We start from the raw sequence: 23,935 nt of genomic DNA, 5'->3' as shown, positions 1-23,935 counted from the left end.
CTTATTTATCTCCGAGCATATAGCGGAACCAAAGCTGGGCAGTGCTTTCGTTATAGTCGCCAAAGGTGTCGTACCCCAATTGACCGCCGATGGTGACATCTTTATTCACTTTATAATCGGCTCCCGCATGGAGATTATAGCCAATACCGTTTTTACTGCCGCCGGAATAGAACGCCTCTTTCGCCGAACCGTTCGCCACCGCCTGCTCTAGTATATTTTGGAAATCCGGATCGTTCGGGAAGTAAGCGCTGCGATCCTGCGAATACGACTGATAGCCGACTGAGCCGCCGATGCGCATATTGAGATCATCATATTTTTGCGTAAACTCCACCGGGAAGGAGACGCTGACGTAGTTCTGCGGGCTGAAATAACCGCCCTGACCGAAGCTGTAGTAACTGAGGTTTTTAGAGAAATCCATCCAACCAATGTTGATGCCGGTTTTCAGTTCACGATCATCAAAGTGGAAGGGGCGTAGATACGCGCCCGCATTGGCGTTGACGCTGGTATTGCTGGCAACGTTTTCCCCCAAGTAGCTATAAGCGCCTACGCCAGCGTAAAAACCCGCATCGCCGTTATCATAGCTCAGCAGCGCATTGCCGCCGTTTTTGGTTACCCGGCCCCAACTTTTACCCGACAGCCCATCTTTGACGCCCACATATGACAAGAGGCTGTCGGTAACCGCGCGTCGTTCACCGGTTAGCACCAGCGTTAAATAATCGGTTAGCTTCGGCGACCATTGGATGCCGCCGACCAGGGTAGTCAGATCCTGCCCCAACGGCGTACTGCCAAGATCGATCTTGTACTTATCGCTGCTTAACGCCAGTTTTAGCTCAACGCCATTGCCATTTTGCGCGCCAGAGGAGCTGGCGGGCGTCTCATCAAGATTGGCTTTATTGGTGGCCGATGCAAGCGTACCCTGCAAGCTTTGCAATTTCTGTAAGCCACGCGTGGTCAGTGGGTTAAGGTCATTAAAGGTATAGGCCTTGCCGTTATTCAGTGCCTTTTCATTTTTCAGCGTCTGTACCGCCGCATTCACTGCTTGCGATAACGCGCCGGTACCAAACCGGCGATCGGCATCGCCGCCCGCACTCCCCGCGCTGAGCGCAACTGGCGTAATCGTGAATTCAAAACGCGAATCGCCAAAAGGCACGCTCGACCAGGTTAAAGGCGCTTTTGCCTCGGTCAGTTTACTCAGACCGGATTCTCCGTCACGTCCACGGATTTGTACGCCAGCCTGTACCCACGTACCGGTACGTTGTTCCAAATCATCCATCATAGTATCGATTTGGTGCAGCGTGCGGCTCTGTTGCGCCGTAGGGTTCGCGGCCAGATCGCCGCTTGCCGGGTCAGCATCGCGATACTCTGCGCCATTCGGCGCCTGCTGCCATGGCATAACGCTGCCGTAGCTGGACGGTGAGCGGCGCACAGAAGGCGTACCGCGATTAATAAACGGATTATCAGCTAATGCCAGCCCGCCAATATCCGGTACGCTGCCGGTTTCCGCACCCTGCAGACCAATCATCTTACCGCGTGCGGTGCGGAGGTAGCTGAGCGCTTCGCTATGGTTCCCTTCCGCTTCGGAAACGCGTGCCAACAACAACAGGCGCTCCGGCGTTTGTTCGCCATGCAAACCGTTGGCTAAAGTGCGCGCCTTCGCCACGTTATTTTGCGCCAGCGCCACGTCAATCGCGCCGCTGCGGGCATCTTGGGTCGGTGTATCTTGTGTTAACAGATAATCGTAAACCACTCCGGCTTCTTGGTTCATTTTGCCGGACTGGTAAAGTCGCGCCATCGCAAACATTAAATCCGGGTTTTTCGGATCGTTTTGCAAAGCGCCAATCAGTTTGTCATAAGCGGCGGCATACTGTTTTTGCTCACGTAGGCGATCGACTTCATTTATTAAATAACCATTGCGAATCCCCGCCAGTTGCGTGGGCGTACTACGCGCCTGCAATTCAGGTTCACTAAGGAAACGTTGCGCTTCATCGCCCAATCCCGCCTGGTTAAGCACCGCCATCTGCGCAGCATAATCCCCGGCGTTACCTTGCACGCCGCGCTGAAGGTTATTATGAACCACCTGAACCGCACTATTCAGGTCGCCCGCTTGCGCCAAATTTTGCGCCAGCTTGCCCGCGTCAACCGGATTAGCCGGTGGATTCACCGCCAGCGCTTTGAGCGTATTCGCCGCCGCCGCGTTTTGACCACGCGCCAAGTATTGATCGGCTGTCGCCATTTGCAGGTTAAAGTTCACACGCTGCGCTAAGGTACGCATCTCGGCATTTTGGCTACGCGGTGGAATACGCGCCAATAGCGTACTGGCCTGTTGCCAGGCACCGCTTTCGCTGGCGTTGATCGCACCAGCATACAGCTCGTTAACGCTAGCGCCAGTGCGCATCAGCGGCTGAGCGGTATTGGAGGCGGAAAGGGTATCGCCCTGCTGGCGATAAATGCGCGCCAGATCAAGCCGTAACCAACCATCGTTCGGAAAACGGAGTAGCCCTTGCTGCAAGATAGCTATCGCCCGTTGAGGATTACCGGCCGCCAGCGCCTGGCGCGCCTGGTTACGTACCGGCTCGCTGGTACTGACCGGGCGCGGCGTCATGCTAGCCTGCACCGAAGCCGGTAGCGCTGAAAACAGTGCGCTGGCCTCTGCGGTGCGATTCTGCTGGCGCAGCAGGTAGTACAAACCCTCTTTCGCATTGCGGTTATCCGGGTCGCTTTGCAAGATGTCACGAAACGCCTGTTCCGCTGGTTCCACCTGCCCGGTGCGCCGCAAAATATCGGCGCGGAATAACTTCGCCGCCTGCCCTTTTTCCCCTTGCGCCGTCACCAGCGGAGCGCTGAGCGCCAGGGCTTTTGTAGTATCGCCGGCTTTCATCGCCTGCTGCGCATCGGCTAATTGCGCGTAAAAGCGCGCATCGTCCGCTTGCTGTTGGCGTTGCGCCCCCTGGGTGCCGCCGAGTTTCGCCGCACGTTCCAAATAGTCTGCCGCTGCGGAGTAATTGCCGCTGCGCTGCGCGATATACCCCATGCCAGCCAAGGCATCGGCATCTTGGGGATTGGCCTGCAATACCTGTTGAAACGCGCTTTGCGCCCCCGCAACATCCCCTTGATTGAGCGCGGTATAGCCCTGGCCCTTCTCCGCGCCGCCCACATTGCTGCGAAAATAATCCGCCACGGCACGGTCATCCGGATGAAGCTGTTGGTAGCGCTGATAGAGCGGCGCATCTTCCGGTTGCGGACTTAACCACAGCAGCGCCTGCCGCAGGGAGCGATTGGCTTCCGCATTATTATTGCTCGCCATGCTATCCAACAGTTGCAAACCTTCACGACGGGTTGCGTCCTGATAGGTTAACGCTTTACCCAGCGCCAAGCGTGCCCCGGTATCCTGCGGATGTCGCCCCGCCAACTGACGTAAATTATCAATAGCCTGTGGCAGTAAGGCACGATCGCCCGCCATGGTCAGATAATATTCCGCCGCCACGCTGTCCGGCGGTTGGCTACCGCTAAAAGTATTGCGCCAGGTTTGCAACGCGGCGCTAATGTTACCGCCCAGTGCCTCACGGCGCGCCAGCGCCAGTTGCGCCGGGGGTATCGACTGTATCTGCCGGGCGGTATCCAACTCGGCCAAGTGCGGGTCCTGCGGCGAAACCTGTTGCAGCCGGTTGCGCCATTGCGTGGCCGCCACGTTATCACCGCTCTGTTGCGCGTAAAGCGCCAGCAGATAGAGCGCCTGGGTATTTCCCGCATCAACGGTAAGCACCTTTTGCAGTGCATCTCTCGCCAACTCGTCATGGGCCTTTTGATGCCAATATTCAGCCTGATCAAACAACGCTTGTAGCGCCGGATTGGCTTCGGCGGCAAACGCCTGCGGCGCAAACGCGCCGACCGCGACCAGCCCGCTAAATAACAAGGTTTGTTGCATTCTGGCAGCTACGTTTTTAATTCTCATGGTCGTTCCTTACTGCTTGCCAGCATGATCGTCGGGCCGTTGCGGATGGAGTCGTTGCCAGGCATGACGTTTAAGTACCGCAAAGGTCGCGCTACCAATAATCACCGCAAACAGCAGCGCCAGTAAGGCCAGCAATACCGTATGCTGGCTGGCATACCACACGATCATCATGTACCAAGGCATCTGCCCACTTGGGAACTGCGGCCCTACCCGGAAGCTACGAATACCGGTCTCGTCGGTAATAATCGCGGTATCGCCACGAATACCGGCGTTAATCGCCGAGGATGCTAAGTCATGATGCAGGCGCAGCAATTGCTGATCGCTACTGGCTGTTGCCATCACGACCAGCCGTGAAGGGCTCCACGGCGAACGATAGCTAAGGAAGCCACGCCAGGCTTCGTTAGAAGAAAAGTAACGGTCGGCATCCAGCGGCTGACGGTACCAGTCGCCGGTCACCCAACTGCGCACCTTATCCAGCGTATTCGGCGCTTTTACACCAAATGTCCGGTCATTAGTTTGATAGGGCGAACTCGCCAACATTTGCTGGTTAAATACCGTTTCGCCGCTGGTTGATACCGCCAACACATCGCTGTTTCGCAGTCGTTCGAGGTTCACGCCTCCGGTCGGGATACCAAACAGCACGCGGTTTTGATACAGCGCAACGCCGGTAGCGTTTCCGGCCCGGCCCGCCATATCCAGCATCGTCGATATTTCGGCATCCCCCGGCGCAGGCGGCAACATCAACACCGTTTGCGAATAGTCGGCCAGGCGCGAGAAGGGGAAAGACGCGCCAACAAAATAGGAAAGGTTTGGCAACAGAGTGAAATGGCGCGTATGGCTTAAATCAATAGAGGCCTCTTCACCAATGCGGCTTTTGATATTGTTATTCAATAACACACCGCAGGGTGCGTCAGCTTTCGGTTTAATATTGAAATAGAGCTGCAGTTGGTTATCACCATAAATCAAATACGGATCGAGTTTTAAAGTATATTCTTCCTGGCGCGCATCGCCGCCTAACCGATGCCAAATACTTTCCAGCAGGCCGATCTTATTTACCGATAAGTTACGCAGAAAGGTGCCATTCAGCATGATGTTGAGGTAGGAATTATCTTCATCAATCCAGCTTTCGCTGGGGAAACGGTAACTGACGCGTACCGGGAAAGTATCACCATCCCATAGGAACAGATCCGGCGCGGCGCGGAAGTTGACGCGCAGGGCATCATGCCAGATCCCGTTGGCAGTGAGGCTTTGATCCTCACGCAGCAACTCGCTAAGCCGCACCGGACGGTCGGTATTAATCCAGCGCGGCGCATCGTAAGCCACGCGTTTCGGCAGCGTAGCGGGCGTCACCTGCAGCGTGTTGCCCTCCACATTGAGCGGCTGGTTAATTAAACGCCATGCGGCCTGGCGCAACTGCTCATCATCCCGCCCGACCACCAGCATCAATTTATAGATCGGGTTATTCGGGTTATCCACCAGTTGCAGCAGCGGGCCATCGGCGGCGGGCAGCGTCAACGTCCCAACCTGCTCGCCGGGATGTCCAAACACGATACCGTTCTTTTCCGGCAATTGGCCGCGCATCGACGGAAAGCGGATGCCGCGATAATCGGCCTGAATACCAAACCACGAGGCGACCGTGGCCGCCGCGCTAACTTCTCCCGGCACCACATTTTGTGGAAACACCATGGCAACATTCCCGGCCGTCATCTGTTTCGCATCCATGAACGGGCGCGGAAAATTGCGCATCTGCGTCCCCAGGTTTAGTAACTGGCCTTCCAGCGCTAACTGGGTCGTAGGCAGTATTGTTACCTGATACTTTGTCGCGCTATCGCGCTCACACAGCAACTTATCCGCATCATTAACCCGAAAGCTCAGGTTATTGGCTGAAACCACCATCGCCGCCGGTATATCGAGTTGATAATCGACCTTATCGCTGTTGGCTGCGCCCAAAGGTAAAGTACCGAGCGGCTGCCCGTTAAGCATTAACTGGAGGGAGGTGTTGCGCGCGGCTAACTCAGGCGAAACCTGTAACGATAAGTCGAGACGGGCGTGGGTAATGACCTGGTCGCCAGGTAGGGTAAACATGATACCCGATTGCAATTGCCCACCGCTTAGCGTGATCCCTTGCGGTTGTCCCATTTGCGCAACGCTTATCGCGCTACTTATCGGCTGAAAAAAGGTATTTTGATCTGCCGATAACGGTGCGCCGTCAGGCGCATCCGGTACGGTCGGCGCGGGCATCGCGGGTGCATTATCCGCCGGTGAAATGGGCGCCGATGGCGATGCCGAAGTATTATCCGCCGGTGGAACAGGCGCCGATGGCGATGGCGAAGTATTATCCGCTGGTGGAATGGGCGCCGATGGCGCATACGGTTCACTACCCGCCGTCGCGCGCAGTTGTTGTTCGGCGCCGCCCATATCTGCCGGAGGCGGCAACGCTGATAACGCGCCGCTATCCTGCGTCACTGGCGGTTCATCCGCACTGACATGGCCGATTACGAACAGCCCAGACATGCACAGAATGACTAATAACAGCTTACACCTGCACGTCATGCGGCGTGATCCTCTTGTATTTCTTCAGCCGTGGCGGCACGTTTTCTGTCACGCCGCGTTTTCCACGTCAGCCAAAACAGTTCAAAAACGGTGCGAATAATCGTCAGCAATGAGCGCAAAGGGTTATCTGGTTGATACGGTGGTTTGATCCACGCATCAGCACGCGCCAGCACCACCCGGACCAATTCACGACGTCGGGCCAGCGGGATTTCGCTGAATCGCAATCGGATCACACGCTCATCTCCCATAACGGTACTGACCGGAATCGTTATCGCGCCGGAATTCAGCAGTAAATCGATCGCCTCCACCTCATCATTCAAATGGCGCGTATCCGGCGCGATAATCTGTGCGCCCCCCATCGAGAGGTTCGAGGTCACGGTGCGAGAGGAGATACCGCTGGCGTAGTGAACAATCACCGGGATCGTGACATCAATACGGATGGTTTTGCGCACCTGCCGTGTCTCGCGCGCTACCGCAATTGCCGCCATCAAAATAATTAAGCTGAAAGTGGCCCAACCAACGTTGAGTGCAATAACATAGGGATCGACCCCAAAATAGTGATGCCCAACCGCGCGGACAATGCCCGCAATTACGCCAATCAGCAGCAAAACAACGGCAATCACATGCGGGCGTACAATATTGAAGTCGAAGAATCCCGCATCCAGCAATCCTCCTTTATCGGTCACGTTAAATTTGCCGTGCTTCGGCGAAATTAAGGTTAACAGGGTGGGGATCACTAAATGGAATGCCATCACCGTTTCATAAATCTCGCCCCAGAAGGTGTAGCGAAAGCGCCCATTCATACGCGAGTTAACGTATAACGACATCACTAAATGCGGCAAAACGTAGGCAAAAATTAATGAAGCCGATGAGTGAATAATATTGAGGTTAAACAGCAAATAGGCCAGCGGCGCGGTCAGAAAGATCACCCGCGGTAAACCGAACTGGAAATGCAGCATCGCGTTTAAATAACATAAGCGCTGCTGCCACTTCAGGCCCCGCCCAAGGAGTGGATTATCCACCCGGAAGATCTGCGTCATCCCGCGCGCCCAGCGGGTACGTTGAATAACATGTAGACCAAGGCGTTCGGTTGCCAGCCCGGCGGCCAGCGGAATAGCCAAAAATGCCGAGCCCCAGCCCAGCCGCTGCATTTTCAGAGCGGTGTGCGCATCTTCGGTCACCGTTTCTACCGCGAAGCCGCCAATCTCCTCCAATGCCGAACGACGAATTACCGCGCAAGAGCCGCAAAAAAAGGTGGCGTTCCAGTTGTCATTCCCTTGTTGCACCGGGCCGTAAAATAACGCACCTTCATTCGGAATATGGCGGGCCGCGCGCAAGTTACGCTCAAACGGGTCAGGTGAATAGAAGTAGTGCGGCGTTTGTAATAACGCCAGCTTCGGGTCTTTGAGGAACGGGCCAACCGTGGCCTGTAAAAAGGTTCGCGTTGCCACGTGATCGCAATCGAAAACGCAAATCAACTCGCCATGCGTTAGCTTCATGGCGTGATTAAGGTTACCCGCTTTCGCGTGTTTATTATCGTTACGCGTGATGTAACCGACACCGGCATTCGCCGCAAAAACCGCAAACTCGCTACGCTTTCCATCATCCAGTACATAGATTTTTAATTTGTCGCGCGGGTAATCAATACATTGTGCCGCTAATACGGTATCGCGCACCACATCAAGGCTTTCATTATAGGTTGGCACATAAACATCAACCGTCGGCCACAACTTCGGATCATCGGGTAAAGGTTCAATTGTCCGTTTTAACGGCCAACTGGTTTGTAGGAAGCCGAGGATAAGAATCACCCACACGTATAGCTCGGCAATAAATAACCCGATCCCTAATATCGCCTCAATTTCGGAATTAAAATGTAGCGTTTCGGTGGCGCGCCACCAGATATAACGCGTCGACATTAATGCCGAGAGAGTCACCATCACGATCGATATTTTATGGCTTTTGCTGAAGCCTAATAGGAATAAAATCGCAATGCTAATTAGGCCAAATATATACTGCTTCTGGCTATCCATCGGAGTGATCACAATCACAGCGGCTACCGGAAATAATAGTAATAACAGTAGCCAGAACAGAAACTTATTCATGATTCCCTCGGGTATTAGGAGTCATTATTTTACTCACTCAACACCGGCTAACCTTGCTGGTGAGTGAGGCATTTTTTTGGCATAACCAGGAATTTACTGCGTGCGTATCGTGGCTGAGACTTCACCATTCCCGACGTTAATATCCAGTAATCCGGAAACACGTTTAGCGATAAGTTCAATATCAAATGCCGCCGCAGAGACCGGACTAAAATCAAAAATAGAACGCTGAGACGCATTGGCTTCTATCACGCTTTCATCGCGATGCACCATGCCAATTAACTCATCGCCAAGCCGCTGTTGCATAAAAGCCGTGACATCACGGCTGATATTGCGCCGGTTATCACTCTGGTTAAGCAGGAAATAGCGCCCCAGTTTGTTATTTAACGGTCGGCCAATCAGGCGATCATTCTCCATTTGCGGTAACAGCGAAAGCGAAGCGGTATCCGCCATCATTACCACTAAGTGGAGATCGGCCAGCTCACTCATCGCCTTTAGCGCCGCACTGGCGCCCGGCGGGAAATCTGCAATAATCACCAGCCCCGGATAATTCAGTACCGTACTTAAGCCGCGTCGTAAAAAATGCGGATCGTGCAACAGGTTATGTTCAAAACCCAGCCGCTGCTCTTCAGTGACATCGCCATACGGCAACACAAAAATATTGCCGCCGGTGGTCAGGATAGATTGGCTCCAGTCATGCTGATCCGCCGAGCGGGCAACATAGCCGCGGTTATCCGCGATTGGCACGCCAAAATGCAAGCGCAATGCATTCTGCATATCAAAGTCGATGGCTAAAACCTTGCTGCCTCCGCGCGCCAATGCATACGCCAGATTAGCGGTCAGGGTCGTTTTTCCTACGCCCCCCTTTGGCGAACAGACACAAACTAACGGCATAACGCAATTTTCTCCAACAGGGGTTTAAGCAACGAATCTTTGGATACGCCGCCAGTACCACTGCCATTACGGGCTCGGAACAGAGCCTGATAGCGTGGCGTCACTGACGCGGCGGCGGCGCGCGCTTCCGGTGGAAACGACGGGCGAGTTGCCTCCGGCCTGGCGGGCTGAGCGGATACCGGCGGCGGTACGCTCGTTGATGCATTTATCGGCCGTTCCGCCGCTGGCTTTAATGACGCCGCGACGCTCGCCAATAACGAACCGCCGGTTTCAGCCGACGATGTCACGGCTGCAAAGGGTTTCATGGTGGTCAGCGGTTTTATCGCAGGCCCTGGCGCTGGCTTCTCAGGCTCGCCCGGCGACGCCGCCGGTAATGCGGCAAAGAGATCTTCTGCTATCGGTTGAGGTAAGCTCTGATCGATAGGCTGGCTACGCTCCAGTACATTTTCGCTGGTTCCATCCTGCAATAACTGCTTAATAATCGCCCAGTGGGTAGTATCTGACTCTAATGTTTGTTCAGACATATCTTTGAAATCGATACCTTGCGTCTGGGTTTTGTCTTTGAAACGCTGCAAATCATCGTAGCTTTTCATAGGGTTCTGTTTATTCAGGATAGGTTTCTGAAAAATATAACATATGAAGACTCTGCCTGTAAGAATACTCCTATAAAATTACGCGGTCGAAGCCATTGAATAATTATATGCAGCGCTTTTAATGGACTGAATTAATTATGAATCAGGAGGGTTTCGCCGTTTAAACGCGTGAGGAAAACCTTAAAAAGATGATAATTAATAATGGGTTAGGAGGTTATTTAATTAATTTCCTAAGAAAAATAACCCAACATTCCAGGCATGATGAATAACGGGCGGAATAATTCCGCCCGTGAGGAGTTAAATCAGATTAACCCGCGTTTTGTTGCTCATCCTGATCCACTGCGAAACACGCAATCTGCTGCTCTCCGTATTGTTTTAGTTTCGGCTGTAACTGAGTACAGGTACCAAAACGACGACGGCAGCGCGCGTTAAAGGCGCAGCCAGGCGGCGGACTCAACGGGCTCGGCAATTCGCCGGTCAGTTTAATCCGCTCCCGGCGTTCATCCGGGTTAAGGCGCGGCGTCGCCGAGAGCAGCGCTTGGGTATACGGATGGCGCGGATTAGTGAAGATCGCCTCTTTGCTGCCTTTTTCCACGCAGCGCCCGAGGTACATCACCATCACTTCATCAGCAATGTGCTCTACCACCGAGAGATCGTGCGAGATAAAGACGTAAGACAGCCCCATCTCCTGCTGTAAATCCATCATCAGGTTGAGCACCTGCGCCCGCACCGAGACATCCAGCGCGGAGACCGGTTCATCAGCAATCAGGACATCCGGGTCCAGCATCAGGCCACGCGCAATGGCAATACGTTGACGCTGTCCGCCAGAAAACATATGCGGATAGCGATCATAATGCTCGGTCTTCAAACCCACTTTCGCCATCATTTCCAGCGTCTTTTCCCGACGCTCAGCTTTACTCAGCGACGTGTTGATCAGCAGGGGTTCTTCGAGGATCTGGCTAACCTTCTTGCGCGGATTCAGCGAACCGTACGGGTTTTGAAACACGATCTGAATTTTTTGGCGACGTAATTTTTGCGCCTGCGGATCGGGTTTCAGCAGATCCTGCCCCTGCCAGTAAAGTTGGCCTTCGGTTGGGGTTTCGATCATCGTCAGCAGCCGGCCCAGCGTTGATTTACCGCAGCCGGATTCTCCTACCACCGCCAACGTTTTCCCGCGTTCAAGATTAAAAGAGACGCCGTCCAACGCCTTGACCAAACGTTCCTGACCAAACATCCCCTTCTTCACCGGGTAATGCTTTTTCAGATCGATGGCCTGTAGCAAATAGTTTTGCTCAGTATTCTCATGACTCATAAGTTGGTCTCCCGGCATCATCCAGAGGGAAGTGGCATTTGGACTGACGCCCCGGAATATCACGTAATTCAGGTTCTTCAGCACGACAGCGATCGGTGGCATACGGGCAGCGCGGGTTCAGCAAACAGCCGTTTGGCCGGTCATATTTCCCTGGCACTACGCCCGGAAGTGACGCAAGGCGCGCTTTATCGCTGGCGAATTCTGGCAACGCGCGTAATAACGCTTGGGTATAGGGGTGACGCGGAGCCTTGAAAATATCGACCGCTTTACCGGTTTCTACCACTTGCCCGGCATACATCACGATAATGTGCTGCGCCGCTTCGGCTACCAGCGCCAGATCGTGGGTAATTAAGATCAGCGCCATGTTCTCTTTGCGCTGTAATTCCAACAACAGTTCGATGATCTGCGCCTGGATAGTAACGTCGAGCGCGGTGGTCGGCTCATCGGCAATCAACAACTTGGGTCGGCAAGCGATGGCCATCGCAATCATTACACGTTGACTCATACCGCCGGAGAGCTGATGCGGATAGACATCAAGTCGCGAAGCAGGATCGGGAATACCCACCTGGGTTAGCAAATCAATCGCCCGTTGGCGGCGAGTGCGGCGGTTTCCGCCCTGATGAACCTTGATCGCTTCCATAATCTGAAACCCGACGGTGTAGCAGGGGTTCAGGCTGGTCATCGGATCTTGGAAAATCATCGCCACTTCCGAACCGACCAGTTGGCGACGCTCTTTTTCAGAGATCTTTTTCAGGTCACGCTGGTTAAATTCCAGCTTATCGGCGAGGACTTTGCCGGGATAATCAATCAACCCCATAATCGCCAGCGAGCTGACGGATTTACCGGAGCCAGATTCACCGACAATACCAACCACCTGCCCTTGCTCAACCTGGTAACTAATGCGATCAACCGCGCGGAACGGTGCTTTATCGTCGCCGAAATGCACCGATAGTTTGTTTACATTAAGTAATGCCATCTCGGTGCCTCTTTACTGCTTGAGTTTCGGGTCGAGGGCGTCACGCAAGCCATCGCCCATCAGGTTAAATGCCAATACGGTTAGCAGGATCACCACCCCAGGGAAGGTCACCACCCACCAGGCACTTTGCGCATACTGCAATACGTCGGAGAGCATCGTACCCCACTCCGGCGTTGGCGGTTGCGCGCCCATACCGAGAAAGCCCAACGCAGCCATATCGAGGATGGCGTTGGAGAAGCCTAACGATGCCTGCACAATCAGCGGTGCCAGGCAGTTCGGCAAGATATTGACAAACATCTGGCGCAGCGCACCTGCGCCCGCCACGTTTGACGCGGTGACATAATCGCGATTCACTTCGACCAGCACTGCCGCGCGCGTTAAGCGAATGTAGTGCGGCAGAGCCACGAAGGTTAGCGCAATCGAAGCGTTAACGATTGAGGGGCCGAAAATCGCCACCAAAACCAGCGCCAACAGCAAGCTTGGCAGTGCCAGCATAATGTCGACCAACCGCATGATGATCGCATCCACCGCGCCGCCAACATAACCGGCCAGCAGGCCGAAAATGACGCCAAGAATCAGGGAGAGTACCACCACCAGGCAGCCGACCAGCAGCGACAAGCGTGCGCCGTACATCAGGCGCGACAGTACATCGCGGCCAACGTCGTCGGTCCCTAAAATGTAGTGCCAACTGCCGCCCTCCTGCCATACCGGCGGATGCAGCAGCGCGTCGCGGAACTGGTCCGCCGGGCCATGCGGCGCCAGCACTTCAGCGAAGATGGCGATTAAAATCATTAAGACCACGTAGACCAGGCCGATTACCGCGCCTTTGTTACGTTTAAAATAGTGCCAGAATTCCTGTAACGGGGTCATCGGCTTGGGAGCAGCGACCACGCTGCCCGGATTAATTTGAGACATACCGGAGCCCCTCGTTATTTCTTATGACGAATGCGCGGGTTAACCACGCCGTAAAGCAGGTCGACCAGCAGGTTAACCAGGATGATTAAAGTTGCTACCATCAGAACGCCGCCCTGTACCACCGGATAGTCACGGCGCTGTAACGCCTCAATCAACCAGCGTCCGAGGCCAGGCCAGGAGAAAATGGTTTCCGTTAGGATGGCGCCTGCCAGCAATGTACCCACTTGCAAACCAATAACGGTGACCACCGGCAGCATTGCGTTACGCAAGGCATGCACCACAATCACACGCATACGGGTCAGCCCCTTGGCACGCGCGGTGCGGATATAATCCTCGCCCAGCACCTCTAACATCGCCGAGCGCGTCATCCGCACGATAACCGCCAGCGGGATGGTGCCCAGCACAATCGCCGGTAGGATCATATGCATGACTGCATCTTTAAAGTCGCCCGGTTCGCCCCAAATCAGGGTATCAATCAGCACAAAACCGGTTAGCGGATTCGAGTCATCCAGGAACACCGTATCCCCCACCCTGCCCGAAACCGGGGTGAGATTAAGCTGCACCGACACCAGCATGATCAGCATAATGCCCCACCAAAAGATCGGCATTGAGTAGCCGGTCAGGGAGATGCCGACCGCAGTGTGGTCGAAAATAGAGCCACGTTTGACGGCGGCCAACACGCCGACCGGAATCCCTACCGCCACCGCGAAAATCATGGCGCAGATCCCCAGTTCCAGTGTGGCTTTAAAACGTGGAACGAACTCATCCCAAACCGGGATGCGGCTCTTCAGAGAGATACCTAAATCACCGTGCAAAACGCCGTTGATATAGGTGATGTATTGTTTCCATAACGGCTGGTCCAGGCCAAGCTGGGCCAATAGTTGGGCATGTCGTTCAGGAGACATTCCGCGTTCCCCGGCCATGATTAACACCGGATCGCCGGGAATCATATGTACAAACGCGAAGGTTAAAAGGGTAATACCAATAAACGTTGGGATAACAAGCCCCAAACGTCGGAGTATGAACTGCAACATAATCCGGATTCTCTGTAATCTCCCGCCACTGTCGCGAACGGGATTCTATTTGCTCACATCTAGCGATGGGGTAAACCTCATCGCGACGCGGTAAACCGCGCCTTTACCATTTTTTCATCCTGGAAAAGGGCCGAAGGAACTTCAGTCCACAACCGCCGCGAAACACGGCGGTATTCGTTACCGTGACGGGTGAAGGAAATGTAGCACCCTTCACCCGTGGCGGATTACTCGCTGATGTCGACGTTTTCGAAGTGATGCTTCCCTAACGGATCGACCACGTAGCCGGAGACTTTCTTGCTGACCGGCTCAAATACCGTGGAGTGCGCAATAATCAGCGCCGGTGCCTGGTCATGCATGATCACCTGAGCCTGCTTATAATAAGCCGCACGCTTAGACTGGTCAGACTCGGCACGCGCCGGTTGAATTTGGTCTTCAAACGGCTTGTAGCACCAACGTGAGTAGTTAGATCCATCTTTCGCCGCCGCACAGCTAAACAGCGTGGCGAAGAAGTTATCCGGATCCCCATTATCGCCGGTCCAGCCCATCATCACCGTCTGATGCTCACCTGCTTTAGCGCGTTTCAGATACTCGCCCCATTCGTAGGTTACGATGTTGGCTTTCACGCCAATTTTCGCCCAGTCAGACTGAATCATTTCCGCCATGCGGCGTGCGTTCGGGTTATACGGACGCTGTACCGGCATCGCCCACAGGTCGATAGAGAAGCCATTCGCCATACCGGCTTCTTTCAGCAAGGCTTTGGCTTTGGCCGGATCGTACGGATAATCCTGCACCGCGTCGTTATAGCCCCACATGGTCGGCGGAATCAGGTTCTTCGCCGCCTGGCCCGCGCCTTGGTAAACCGCGTCGATAATCGCTTTCTTATTGACCGCCATGGTCAATGCCTGGCGAACTTTCACGTTATCTAATGGTTTTTTCTCAACGTTGAACGAGAGGTAGCCGACGTTCAGGCCCGGTTGCTCCATCAGATTGATATTTTTGTCCTGCTTCATACGGGCAAGATCAGCCGGGTTTGGATACGGCATGACTTGGCACTCGCCTTTTTGCAGTTTGGCATAACGGACTGAAGCATCCGGCGTAATGGAGAACACCAGACGGTCGATTTTCGGTTTGGTGCCCCAATAATTCGGGTTAGCTTTGTACAGAATGCGGGAATCTTTCTGGTATTGCAGCAACTGGAATGGACCGGTACCGACCGGATTCAGGTCGATTTTTTCCGGTGTGCCGGCTTTCAGCATATTGTCGGCGTATTCGGCAGACATAATGGACGCGAAGTCCATCCCGAGGTCAGCAATAAATGGCGCTTCAGGGCGTGTCAGCGTAAAGCGGACGGTATTATCGTCAACCTTCTCGATTTTGCTGATCAGCGCCGGCATGTCCATACCTTCAAAGTACTCGTAGCTGCCGCCGGAAACGTTGTGATACTTGTTGTTCTTGTCCAGTTGGCGTTCGAAAGAGAACACCACGTCATCGGCATTAAAATCACGCGTTGGTTTGAAATCTTTGGTGGTCTGCCACTTCACACCTTTGCGCAGGTGGAAGGTATAGGTTTTACCGTCAGCGCTAATATCCCATTTTTCAGCCAGGCCGGGCTGCACTTCAGTGGTGCCAATTTTGAACTCAACCAAACGGTTGTAGATTGGAACAGAACTGGCGTCATAGGTGGTGCCGGAGGTAAAGAGCTGTGGGTTAAACCCTTCAGGAGAGCCTTCTGAACAATAGACAAGGGTTTTAGCCTGGACACCAGCGGCAACGGTCATGGCGATCAGGCTCAGACCTACCTTTAGCATCCCTAATTTTGCCCGGGAAATACTCATGCTTATGCTCCAATTGTGATGTGTTGTTGTGTGCGTAACGCCCGACCTGTGTTTTTTTAATGCGGTCAGTGCTTGCTGCCCGTAGGCGTTGAGAGTGAGCTGACGAAAGTCTGGTTCTGTAAACGCCATCAGACGAATCCGCTTCCTTCCACCCTCATTGACGCATCAATTTGTCAACTGTTGCAAGCAACGTCAATACAAGTGTCAGGTATTTACACAGACTGTGAGAAACAGCAAGCAAACATAAAAAAAACTTTCCCATAACAATGTTAGAGGAATCGTTTGCTCATAGAAGCAATACCCATAGATTTGACGCATGTAATAGCTTGATACCAGTTATTTTGTCGGAAAAAAAACAGATAAAAATTGTCGTTAAACGTTGAACAACTGAACGATTCATTTCGCGATCGGCAAAGGAAACAGCTAAAAATGCTGCAACATTGGCATAAGAAATGGTCAACAAGTTCTCAACCTTCATAAGCCAGGCGTGGTGCGAATTAAGTGGCGAAGTAAGGCACAGCAAGGGGTTGGCGTAGGAAAAGAGGTGTAAACGCGATTCAGCGCTTATTTATCGGTAATGGCGACTAAAAACGGGAGATCTGTGCGGTTTGGCAGATTATCGTTCTGTGAATGATAGCGGACAAAATAGAGACGAAAGTGTCCGGCAGAGGGCGGCGTGTGGTCTACCCCGCTGCGTTTTGCCGTGGCATAGTGCAGACCCCACGCTGGCGACATGCAACATGCTCATGCCCGATATACCGTTTGCGCCAGCGTCAGTACCTATTCAACGGAAAAACACATGTGGATCGTCTCTTCGTTAGCGGTCCGTGGAGCAAAACCTGCAAATCATCTTCATTAAGGATAATACGAGGGTAGCTGTCGCCCCTGCACCGGCTGAAGAGCCGCCGGAACAATACGCGCAGGCAGGGACGAGGCCCGGCGACAAATCAGCGGTTATATCCTGAATTACTACAATAGCGTCAGGCCTCATCATTACAACGGAGGGCTGACGCCGGAAGAGTCAGAGAACAGATGCCATTTTTACTGTGAAACCGTGGCCAGTATTACTTGACCACTACAATGTAGCTGAGGCCAGTTTGCGCAGTCGCATAAACAGGCCTCGGATTATCTAAGCAAAGATTCAATAATTGAACTGAGGGTTACATCACCACCAAAGTCTTTAAGGGTTTCGGTATTTTGTTCAAGATGACTTTTAAGCTTAAGTTGCGCTTCATGCTTATCATTAGCTTCGGCCTCAAACTCAATTATTTTTAATTCTGGTGATGATGACAACTGCTCCGCATACACTGAGTCACTGATGGCTGTTTTAACCAACCCGTTACTGGCAAAAAATACATATTTTGGCATAAATTGACCTTAACGTATCCGAGTTATAGACAGGGGTTTATGGGAGGCTTGACTACCACTGTCATGGATTCCATAAAAAGTATTTTAGTTTCCGTGGCACGGAATATCAGCCTGTTGCATCATACCGGGACTCTTTTAGCCCGGAACAGTATACTGGGCGAGCTGGCAGGGCGCCAGCTTTACTGCGACCGCAATGGCTTGTAGAGATTGTTATTGATGGAGTTAACGGTAAACACCGGTCCGGTACCTGATGACGACTATCAAACGGAAGGGAACAGGGATGAGTATAAGAAGTGAAATTATTGATGGTAACCTGGCGCAAAGCAGTTCATACGGATTGATATATATGGAAGTATTGGGCTGGGTGGATCTCGGACATGCGCAGGGTGCTCTGGTGTAGTTTTCCAGGTCATTGGGTTCTCCGGGAGTGATAGTTGAGCATATATACACTGCCCCCACGCAAGTTTTCTGTAATAAAAAACCAGATATCCAATTTCAGAAATTAAAATCGCTTCAGGCCAAGGCATACATAATGGAGTGATGATGTTCTGCATTTGTAGTGGATCGGAAATGTTACTTGTAATGAGATTAGCGAAGCCTGATCTGACATTCGGCTGAGTGCGCGAAACAGAGGCTGGTAACGTTATGAACATCAATAGCTGCAGGAAACGTTTTTTTGCACCAGACTTACAAGGTTGCCAGTCTCTCTGCTCTCTGAACCACCCCACCTAACAGCATCAACTGTCAGGTGGGTGAGGAAAGTAGAAAAGGATTTTCAGCCAGGCTAAGTCGGCAATTAACTAATAACCCTCCTGTCTTGAAACTTGGTCACCCGACATACTGAGTTCTTTATCCAATGCTGCAATTTCCGTATTCATTTTCTCATATACAGCGGCAACAACGTCGCGAACTGGTTGTGTGGCAATGGTTTCTTTAGGCACCGGCGGTAAAAATCTTATGATGATTTTTCCGTTATTAATTCTGTTAAGCTTGAAACAACCATAGTAATTACTGACACTAACTGGAACCAGACATAACCCGGCATTACGGGCAAGATGGAAAGCACCACTTTTGAACGGTTTCAGACCTTTGCCATAGTTCCGCGTACCTTCGGGGAATAACCAGACGGACATATTCTCCCTCAGAATTTTCTCTTTGGTTTTTTGCAGCGCCTGCATCGCCTTAATCTTGTTACCGCGCTCGATAAATATGTTGCCGGACAGCCAGAAAATCAGACCAAAGAAAGGGAAGAAAAGGATGCTTTTTTTCCCGATGCTTACGGCTCCGGGAGGTACAGCCGCGGTAAGGAAGAAAATGTCATAGTTGCTTTGATGATTGGCGACATAGACACAACTGCCTGAAGAAATATTTTCCCTGCCGGTAATGATGATTTTAACCCCAAGTAGCCAAGAAATTTTACTGTAAAGCTGGGCAGCGAAGTGAACGTTCATGGCGTTACGAGGCCGTAAAAGGCAGACAAACAGCACCACTACGCTGCTCAATAATATAAAAATGCCCATCAAAATTAGTCTAACTATAGCAATCATAAACCTGCCCAGTATTTATCTATGTTAAGTTTCGCTTTGCTGAAAGCCCAATAACACCTGCTGGTAACTAACGACGGTTTCCTCGCTAACCTTGCTTTCATCGCTAACAATAATAAAGCTCTCTTTTTGGACATCAAGAAAAACATGATGCTGGATAATTTCTCCGGCAATAATCGCGCGTCGGAAATGAACGTTTTTACAGGAAATAATATAGGGGAAAAATCCCGTTTAGCACAATTCAGAAACAATCCGGCAGATTGGAAAAATGACTCAACGACTAGCCAATCCGGATAGATAAACTCTTGCTGGTTTTCAAAATTAGCGAACCTGAATTCGTAGTCATTCAGCGAAACGAATTTTTTCAGTAATAAGTTTGCTGCTGTTTTCAATAATTCTGTCCATCAATACCATGGGAAACGATGAGGATTACCGCCAATTAGCTCAATATTATTTCGGGTATCAATCTGCATATTCTTGACCTGCAGAAAAAACAAAGTGAATTTTCGCCACGGTTTCCTGCGATAAATCCTCCACCCGCGTCACAACATCAATGCTGCCTGCCGCAGCAGGGGAACTTTCAATAATTTAATTCAGTTGAGTGTCCGTCGTGACCATTTTAATAAATTTTTCCTGCCTAATGACATAAGGAAAACCGACTACTTCCGGCGGAAGCAACCTTAAAATCTCTCTGAAATGAAACACTCCAGGTAGCAACGGTCTTCCAGGAAAATGTCCCCGGAATGCCCTGTGCCCAGAAGCAAAATGCTGACTATAAGTTATCCTGTTTGAGTGACGCTCCTTCGTAAGTTTCACTGTAACACCCTCTCAATAAGAGCCATCCCATAAAAACCATCGACATCTATCGCCAGTTGTACGCCGAACTTGTTGTCGCCAGTGCGGGACAAAAAATCTTCCAATTGCCAGGCTCCCAGCCCTGCCATCAGCACCCGCGCAGCAGCGGGTAGAACCGTCAATGTCGCCTGCGTGAATCGTTTACCGCCCACATACGAATAATGGTGGCTTACCGCCATGCTTACATGAAGAAAAAGGGAAACAGGTTATTCCGGTGTCCTGATTTTGTGATCCACTACAGTACACAAGCTATGGTTGTCTCGCTACGCTCGGCTCAAACCTCCTTCGGAGATTCTCATCCTCAGTTTACCTGGACGAAAAAAAACCTGCTTTAACAAGCAGGTTTTCTAATTTGGTCGGTGAGAGAGGATGACTCATCCCTTCGGGATGGCCCTACGGGCCGTTGCTCGCGCAACGTTGTCTCGCTACGCTCGGCTCAAACCTCCTTCGGAGATTCTCATCCTCAGTTTACCTGGACGAAAAAAAACCTGCTTTAACAAGCAGGTTTTCTAATTTGGTCGGTGAGAGAGGATTCGAACCTCCGACCCCTTCGTCCCGAACGAAGTGCGCTACCAGGCTGCGCCACTCACCGATGGGGGCGCATGTTACTGCGCCGAATTTTTAGCGTCAACGAATTTTTATTAAATACCCCGCGATTGCCTGAAAAGCAGCCGTCACGAACGATCGGCGCCGCTTTTCTGCGGATCGGCGCACCAGTTGTTGGCTGCGTTAATCCCACCGTTCGGCGAGGTATAACCTAAACAACCGAGAATGGTATCAAACAACTCAACGTGCCGGTGCGTTTTACCTACCCGCTGCTGAGCCTGCAAACGCTCAAAGGCACGCTTATTGTTCGCATCCGCCAAATACTTATCCGATGCCCAAACAATCATCGGCACCCGGAACTGCTCCGGCGGCGCCATCTCGCGCGGCGTCCCGTGGAAATGCATATTATCGCTGATCGACTCACCGTGATCGGAAGCATAAAACACGATGGCTTTTTTATCGCGCAACTGATCATACACTTTGTCGAGCACGCTATCGGTGTACAACACAGAGTTATCAAACGCGTTAATAAATTGCTCTTTACTACACTCACCATCTACCCCCATACACTCGGGCTGATAGCGTGCGTAACTACGCGGATAACGCTGAGAATAGAGGTAGTGCGAACCTTTGGTATGTAACACCACCAAATGTTTGCCCTGAGGATGCCGATCCAGCGAGGCTTTCAGCTCCGGAATCAGCAACATATCATCCACTGGCTTGCCCTGATTTCGCTTCTCGGAACCAATCTGCTCGCGGAAAGAGAAGTTATCAACGTCCGTATTGTCGTAGAACCACACTTCACTCTGCATGGCGAACAACTCCGAACTAAAGCCCAACTCTTTTAACACCGCAAAAACATTTTGTTCTTTCAGCGTACGACCCGGGTTATCCATGGTGCCGCCTTCACGAACAAACATACAACGCAAAGAGAGTTTGGTCGCGGTATCGCAAGACTCACCGCGAAATGCGACAAGGTTTTTCTCGCCCGACAACTTCGGCGTAGTATCACGGTCGTAACCCAAGATCCCCATATGATCCCAACGTGTGGTTTCGCCGATAATAAACACCACATAGGTATCGTTAATACCCGGCGGGGCCACATAGGTAAAATGCTTCGCCGGATCAAACAACTCTTTACCATCCATCGATTCATCGACCTGCGTCCAGGCAAATAGCCCCAACGCCGCCAGCCAATTGGAAGGCAGATAGGAGTGCGCCACCACACCGCCATAACTCGGCAGGTCAATATTGGTCACTTTTTCTTGCGCTTTTTGTAACTTATCGAAATAACGAATCGGCAACCACACCAGCGCCAGACTCAGCGCCAACACAATGAGCGGCTTAATCCGCTGCCCCGGCGTTTTCAACTGCTCAATCAATGTCAGGCTTAAGTTATTGCGCCAAATCATCAACAACGGCAGCGCGCTAACAACCACCATCCACACAACAAACTGGTAACCCACCACTTCTTTTGACAAATCAATATCGGTGGTCATCACCGAAGCAACAATCCCGTAGCCAATGACCACGTTAAAAAACGCCATATAATAGGCGGCAGCAACCGAAATCAGTACTAACAAGGTCGCCAGAATGCGGTATATCAGCTTCCCACCCAGGGAAAGCAAACGCATCAACAGGAAGGTCAACAGCACAATCGCGACGATTTCAACCACCGCGGAAACCCAGTTCACCAGGGTGGATTTGGTGAGAAACGGATCGAAACGTCGATAAAAGATAGGAAGATTCAGCAAAATGCCGATGTAAAGTGCCAACAGAAACGAAAGCTTCTGCTGCGTCAGTAATTTAATATAATTCATTCGGCTTTCTCTAAATTCCCCGGTATTGATTAGTTATATGTAACAACGCTAATCAGACCGTTTCATCGCACCAGAGTTCGTTAAAGGGAGTGATTATGCGCCCCGATCGCGATGAACAGGAAGATTCCGAACAGCAGAAACTGCCGCCATTCGGTTTGAAAGGCGCCAGTAAAGCATACAAAAAACATTCAGGCAGGTAATTTTATCGTTCAGGATGAAAATCAGATGTGATAACGCTTTTACAGCAACGCTTCAAATCCCGCTGAAATCGTTATAGCCCTGATCTTCCCAATACCCACCGGGATTTTGATCGGTCACGAACAACGCGGCAATGTGCTTGGCATTTTTAAACCCGAGCTTAGTCGGCACCCGCAACCGTAGCGGATAACCAAAATCAGGCGGCAAAGGCTTATGGTCAAACTCCAGCGCTAAAATCGTTTGGGGATGCAACGCCGTCGCCATATCAATACTCGAATAGTAGCGGTCGTCACATTTAAAGCCGACATATTTGGCGGTCAAATCGGCCCCAATATGCTGTAAGAAGGTCTTTAGCGGAATGCCGCGCCATTGCCCAATGGCGCTCCACCCTTCAATGCAGATCAAGCGGGTAATTTGCCCGGCCTGCGGTAACCGCTGTAACTGCTCAAGCGTCCAGGGCGCTTTTTTATCCACCTTGCCGGAAACTTCCAGCCGGTAGTTAGGAATATCAATATCAGGCACATTATATTCCGGGTAAAACGCATTAAAGCGAAACGGACGCGTAATCTGATCTTCGCGGTAAGTCTGTGCCAACTTATCTTTGCGAAACAACCATGCCTGTACCCGATCATTCCAGTGCGACATGGCCCACAAGACGCGATCGACTTCGTCGCCATCCTGTAAATTACAGCCGCTTAGCATGGCAACCGCGCCCAGCGTTAAGCCGCCGCGCAGCAGAAAACGCCGCTCAAGATTAACCAACTGCTTGCGTTGATCAGGTTCCAGAATGATTTTAGAGGGTTTGTTTTTATCGCTCATTCGATGGCTCCTCACCGCCGCCGCCAATAATCATGCGCGGCAACGTTTTTGGCACCAACAACACCATCACCACGTGGATAACGACAAACGCCACCACGCCGCTCATGGCGAAGAAATGCACATAACGCGCAAAATCAAACCCGCCAAACAACGCCACCAGACCGCTGAACTGCACCGGTTTCCAAATTGAAAGCCCGGAAAGCACCAGCAATACGCCGCACAGTAACACACCCAGGTACATAGCCTTTTGCACGGCATTATATTCGGTGAGTTGATGCGGCAAGCGAAAACGCAGCGCTAACCCGAGATCGCGTCCAACCGCGCGGGGCGATAGCGGAAAAAAGCGCTGACGAAAGTGACCGCTTACTACGCCCCATATCAAATAAAACAAACCATTGGCCGCCAATGCCCACATTACCGCTAAATGCCAGGCGATATTGCCGCCCAGCCAACCGCCCAAGGTGAGCGGTAGCGGAAAGGTGAAATTGAACAGCGGCGAGGCGTTGTAAATCCCCCAACCACTCATCACCATGCCAACCATCGCCAGCACATTGATCCAGTGACAAACCCTGACCGGCAGGGCATGAAAGGCACGACGACGAACCGCAGGCATGGTGAACTC

18 protein-coding genes, 1 tRNA gene, 1 other RNA gene and 1 pseudogene are annotated in these 23,935 nt (G+C 52.0%); 1 reads left to right on the top strand and 20 read right to left on the bottom strand.

The genetic code is table 11. The features are described from left to right. Position 1: 1 nt before the first annotated feature. From PMPD1_RS00695 to PMPD1_RS00645, 11 genes are all read right to left on the bottom strand, one after another. Positions 2-3,952, bottom strand: a complete 3,951-nt coding sequence (locus tag PMPD1_RS00695) for a cellulose biosynthesis protein BcsC (protein ID WP_173632247.1) — start codon at positions 3,950-3,952, stop codon at positions 2-4. A gap of 9 nt (positions 3,953-3,961) precedes the next feature. After that, a complete protein-coding gene (gene bcsB / locus PMPD1_RS00690) occupies positions 3,962-6,505 on the bottom strand; it encodes a cellulose biosynthesis cyclic di-GMP-binding regulatory protein BcsB (RefSeq protein WP_173632246.1) in 2,544 nt (847 codons plus the stop codon). Then, entirely contained in the window at positions 6,502-8,607 is a 2,106-nt protein-coding gene (gene bcsA / locus PMPD1_RS00685; protein ID WP_173632245.1) for a UDP-forming cellulose synthase catalytic subunit, read from the bottom strand. The genes bcsB and bcsA overlap by 4 nt, the downstream gene beginning before the upstream one ends. Positions 8,608-8,700: 93 nt before the next feature. Continuing rightward, positions 8,701-9,498, bottom strand: coding sequence for a cellulose biosynthesis protein BcsQ (gene bcsQ, locus PMPD1_RS00680; protein ID WP_173632244.1), 798 nt, complete (start codon positions 9,496-9,498; stop codon positions 8,701-8,703). Next, the gene (gene bcsO / locus PMPD1_RS00675) at positions 9,489-10,091 is read right to left on the bottom strand and encodes a cellulose biosynthesis protein BcsO (RefSeq protein ID WP_173632243.1); all 603 of its coding nucleotides are present in this window, start codon (positions 10,089-10,091) and stop codon (positions 9,489-9,491) included. The genes bcsQ and bcsO overlap by 10 nt, the downstream gene beginning before the upstream one ends. Before the next feature lie 307 nt (positions 10,092-10,398). Further along, positions 10,399-11,403, bottom strand: coding sequence for a dipeptide ABC transporter ATP-binding subunit DppF (gene dppF / locus PMPD1_RS00670; RefSeq protein WP_173632242.1), 1,005 nt, complete (start codon positions 11,401-11,403; stop codon positions 10,399-10,401). Then, on the bottom strand, positions 11,393-12,379 hold the full coding sequence (gene dppD / locus PMPD1_RS00665) for a dipeptide ABC transporter ATP-binding protein (protein ID WP_173632241.1): 987 nt from the start codon (positions 12,377-12,379) through the stop codon (positions 11,393-11,395). The genes dppF and dppD overlap by 11 nt, the downstream gene beginning before the upstream one ends. 12 nt (positions 12,380-12,391) lie before the next feature. Next, positions 12,392-13,294: a dipeptide ABC transporter permease DppC gene (gene dppC, locus PMPD1_RS00660; protein ID WP_173632240.1), complete on the bottom strand. Its 903-nt coding sequence runs from the start codon at positions 13,292-13,294 to the stop codon at positions 12,392-12,394. 14 nt (positions 13,295-13,308) lie between these two features. Continuing rightward, positions 13,309-14,328, bottom strand: coding sequence for a dipeptide ABC transporter permease DppB (dppB, locus tag PMPD1_RS00655; RefSeq protein WP_173632239.1), 1,020 nt, complete (start codon positions 14,326-14,328; stop codon positions 13,309-13,311). Positions 14,329-14,552: 224 nt separating this feature from the next. Next, positions 14,553-16,163, bottom strand: a complete 1,611-nt coding sequence (gene dppA, locus PMPD1_RS00650; protein WP_173632238.1) for a dipeptide ABC transporter periplasmic-binding protein DppA — start codon at positions 16,161-16,163, stop codon at positions 14,553-14,555. A 564-nt stretch (positions 16,164-16,727) separates the two neighbouring features. Continuing rightward, positions 16,728-16,898 carry a hypothetical protein gene (locus tag PMPD1_RS00645; RefSeq protein ID WP_173632237.1) on the bottom strand — a complete coding sequence of 57 codons (171 nt, stop codon included), beginning with the start codon at positions 16,896-16,898 and terminating at the stop codon, positions 16,728-16,730. A 187-nt stretch (positions 16,899-17,085) separates the two neighbouring features. Between PMPD1_RS00645 and PMPD1_RS00640 the strand changes: the two are divergent. Continuing rightward, positions 17,086-17,235, top strand: a pseudogene (locus PMPD1_RS00640) (IS3 family transposase); the annotation flags it as partial. A gap of 53 nt (positions 17,236-17,288) precedes the next feature. Here the strand turns inward: PMPD1_RS00640 and PMPD1_RS00635 are convergent. From PMPD1_RS00635 to PMPD1_RS00600, 9 genes are all read right to left on the bottom strand, one after another. Then, positions 17,289-17,531: a hypothetical protein gene (locus tag PMPD1_RS00635; RefSeq protein WP_173632236.1), complete on the bottom strand. Its 243-nt coding sequence runs from the start codon at positions 17,529-17,531 to the stop codon at positions 17,289-17,291. 800 nt (positions 17,532-18,331) lie between these two features. Further along, positions 18,332-19,078, bottom strand: coding sequence for a 1-acylglycerol-3-phosphate O-acyltransferase (locus tag PMPD1_RS00630; RefSeq protein ID WP_173632235.1), 747 nt, complete (start codon positions 19,076-19,078; stop codon positions 18,332-18,334). 585 nt (positions 19,079-19,663) lie between these two features. After that, the gene (locus PMPD1_RS22905; protein ID WP_494338255.1) at positions 19,664-19,891 is read right to left on the bottom strand and encodes an ApeI family dehydratase; all 228 of its coding nucleotides are present in this window, start codon (positions 19,889-19,891) and stop codon (positions 19,664-19,666) included. Beyond that, positions 19,888-20,052, bottom strand: a complete 165-nt coding sequence (locus PMPD1_RS00625; RefSeq protein ID WP_173632234.1) for a hypothetical protein — start codon at positions 20,050-20,052, stop codon at positions 19,888-19,890. Before PMPD1_RS00625 ends, PMPD1_RS22905 begins: the two co-directional genes overlap by 4 nt. A gap of 231 nt (positions 20,053-20,283) precedes the next feature. Next, positions 20,284-20,412: non-coding RNA, RtT sRNA (locus PMPD1_RS00620), on the bottom strand. 33 nt (positions 20,413-20,445) lie between these two features. Then, a tRNA-Pro gene (locus PMPD1_RS00615) sits at positions 20,446-20,522 on the bottom strand. 82 nt (positions 20,523-20,604) lie between these two features. Further along, the gene (gene eptB, locus PMPD1_RS00610; RefSeq protein ID WP_173632233.1) at positions 20,605-22,296 is read right to left on the bottom strand and encodes a kdo(2)-lipid A phosphoethanolamine 7''-transferase; all 1,692 of its coding nucleotides are present in this window, start codon (positions 22,294-22,296) and stop codon (positions 20,605-20,607) included. Between the two features lie 252 nt (positions 22,297-22,548). Beyond that, positions 22,549-23,313 (bottom strand): molybdopterin-dependent oxidoreductase, encoded by a 765-nt coding sequence (locus tag PMPD1_RS00605; RefSeq protein WP_173632232.1) that lies wholly within the window; start codon positions 23,311-23,313, stop codon positions 22,549-22,551. Further along, positions 23,303-23,926 carry a cytochrome b/b6 domain-containing protein gene (locus PMPD1_RS00600; RefSeq protein WP_173632231.1) on the bottom strand — a complete coding sequence of 208 codons (624 nt, stop codon included), beginning with the start codon at positions 23,924-23,926 and terminating at the stop codon, positions 23,303-23,305. The genes PMPD1_RS00605 and PMPD1_RS00600 overlap by 11 nt, the downstream gene beginning before the upstream one ends. Between the last annotated feature and the right edge of the window lie 9 nt (positions 23,927-23,935).

The organism is Paramixta manurensis (assembly GCF_013285385.1).
Taxonomy (GTDB): domain Bacteria; phylum Pseudomonadota; class Gammaproteobacteria; order Enterobacterales; family Enterobacteriaceae; genus Paramixta; species Paramixta manurensis.
The sequence above is the reverse complement of the archived record's forward strand: the minus strand, read 5'-3'. Positions and strand labels throughout refer to the sequence as shown.

What these genes read in the sequence shown, in the direction of transcription:
- dppA (WP_173632238.1), bottom strand. Translation starts at nt 16,163, where the DNA reads ATGAGTATTTCCCGGGCAAAATTAGGGATGCTAAAGGTAGGTCTGAGC.
- eptB (WP_173632233.1), bottom strand. Translation starts at nt 22,296, where the DNA reads ATGAATTATATTAAATTACTGACGCAGCAGAAGCTTTCGTTTCTGTTG.
- PMPD1_RS00635 (WP_173632236.1), bottom strand. Translation starts at nt 17,531, where the DNA reads ATGCCAAAATATGTATTTTTTGCCAGTAACGGGTTGGTTAAAACAGCC.
- PMPD1_RS00605 (WP_173632232.1), bottom strand. Translation starts at nt 23,313, where the DNA reads ATGAGCGATAAAAACAAACCCTCTAAAATCATTCTGGAACCTGATCAA.
- PMPD1_RS00695 (WP_173632247.1), bottom strand. Translation starts at nt 3,952, where the DNA reads ATGAGAATTAAAAACGTAGCTGCCAGAATGCAACAAACCTTGTTATTT.
- bcsQ (WP_173632244.1), bottom strand. Translation starts at nt 9,498, where the DNA reads ATGCCGTTAGTTTGTGTCTGTTCGCCAAAGGGGGGCGTAGGAAAAACG.
- bcsA (WP_173632245.1), bottom strand. Translation starts at nt 8,607, where the DNA reads ATGAATAAGTTTCTGTTCTGGCTACTGTTATTACTATTATTTCCGGTA.
- dppD (WP_173632241.1), bottom strand. Translation starts at nt 12,379, where the DNA reads ATGGCATTACTTAATGTAAACAAACTATCGGTGCATTTCGGCGACGAT.
- bcsO (WP_173632243.1), bottom strand. Translation starts at nt 10,091, where the DNA reads ATGAAAAGCTACGATGATTTGCAGCGTTTCAAAGACAAAACCCAGACG.
- PMPD1_RS00645 (WP_173632237.1), bottom strand. Translation starts at nt 16,898, where the DNA reads ATGTCGCCAGCGTGGGGTCTGCACTATGCCACGGCAAAACGCAGCGGG.
- PMPD1_RS00600 (WP_173632231.1), bottom strand. Translation starts at nt 23,926, where the DNA reads ATGCCTGCGGTTCGTCGTCGTGCCTTTCATGCCCTGCCGGTCAGGGTT.
- dppB (WP_173632239.1), bottom strand. Translation starts at nt 14,328, where the DNA reads ATGTTGCAGTTCATACTCCGACGTTTGGGGCTTGTTATCCCAACGTTT.
- bcsB (WP_173632246.1), bottom strand. Translation starts at nt 6,505, where the DNA reads ATGACGTGCAGGTGTAAGCTGTTATTAGTCATTCTGTGCATGTCTGGG.
- dppF (WP_173632242.1), bottom strand. Translation starts at nt 11,403, where the DNA reads ATGAGTCATGAGAATACTGAGCAAAACTATTTGCTACAGGCCATCGAT.
- PMPD1_RS00630 (WP_173632235.1), bottom strand. Translation starts at nt 19,078, where the DNA reads ATGATTGCTATAGTTAGACTAATTTTGATGGGCATTTTTATATTATTG.
- dppC (WP_173632240.1), bottom strand. Translation starts at nt 13,294, where the DNA reads ATGTCTCAAATTAATCCGGGCAGCGTGGTCGCTGCTCCCAAGCCGATG.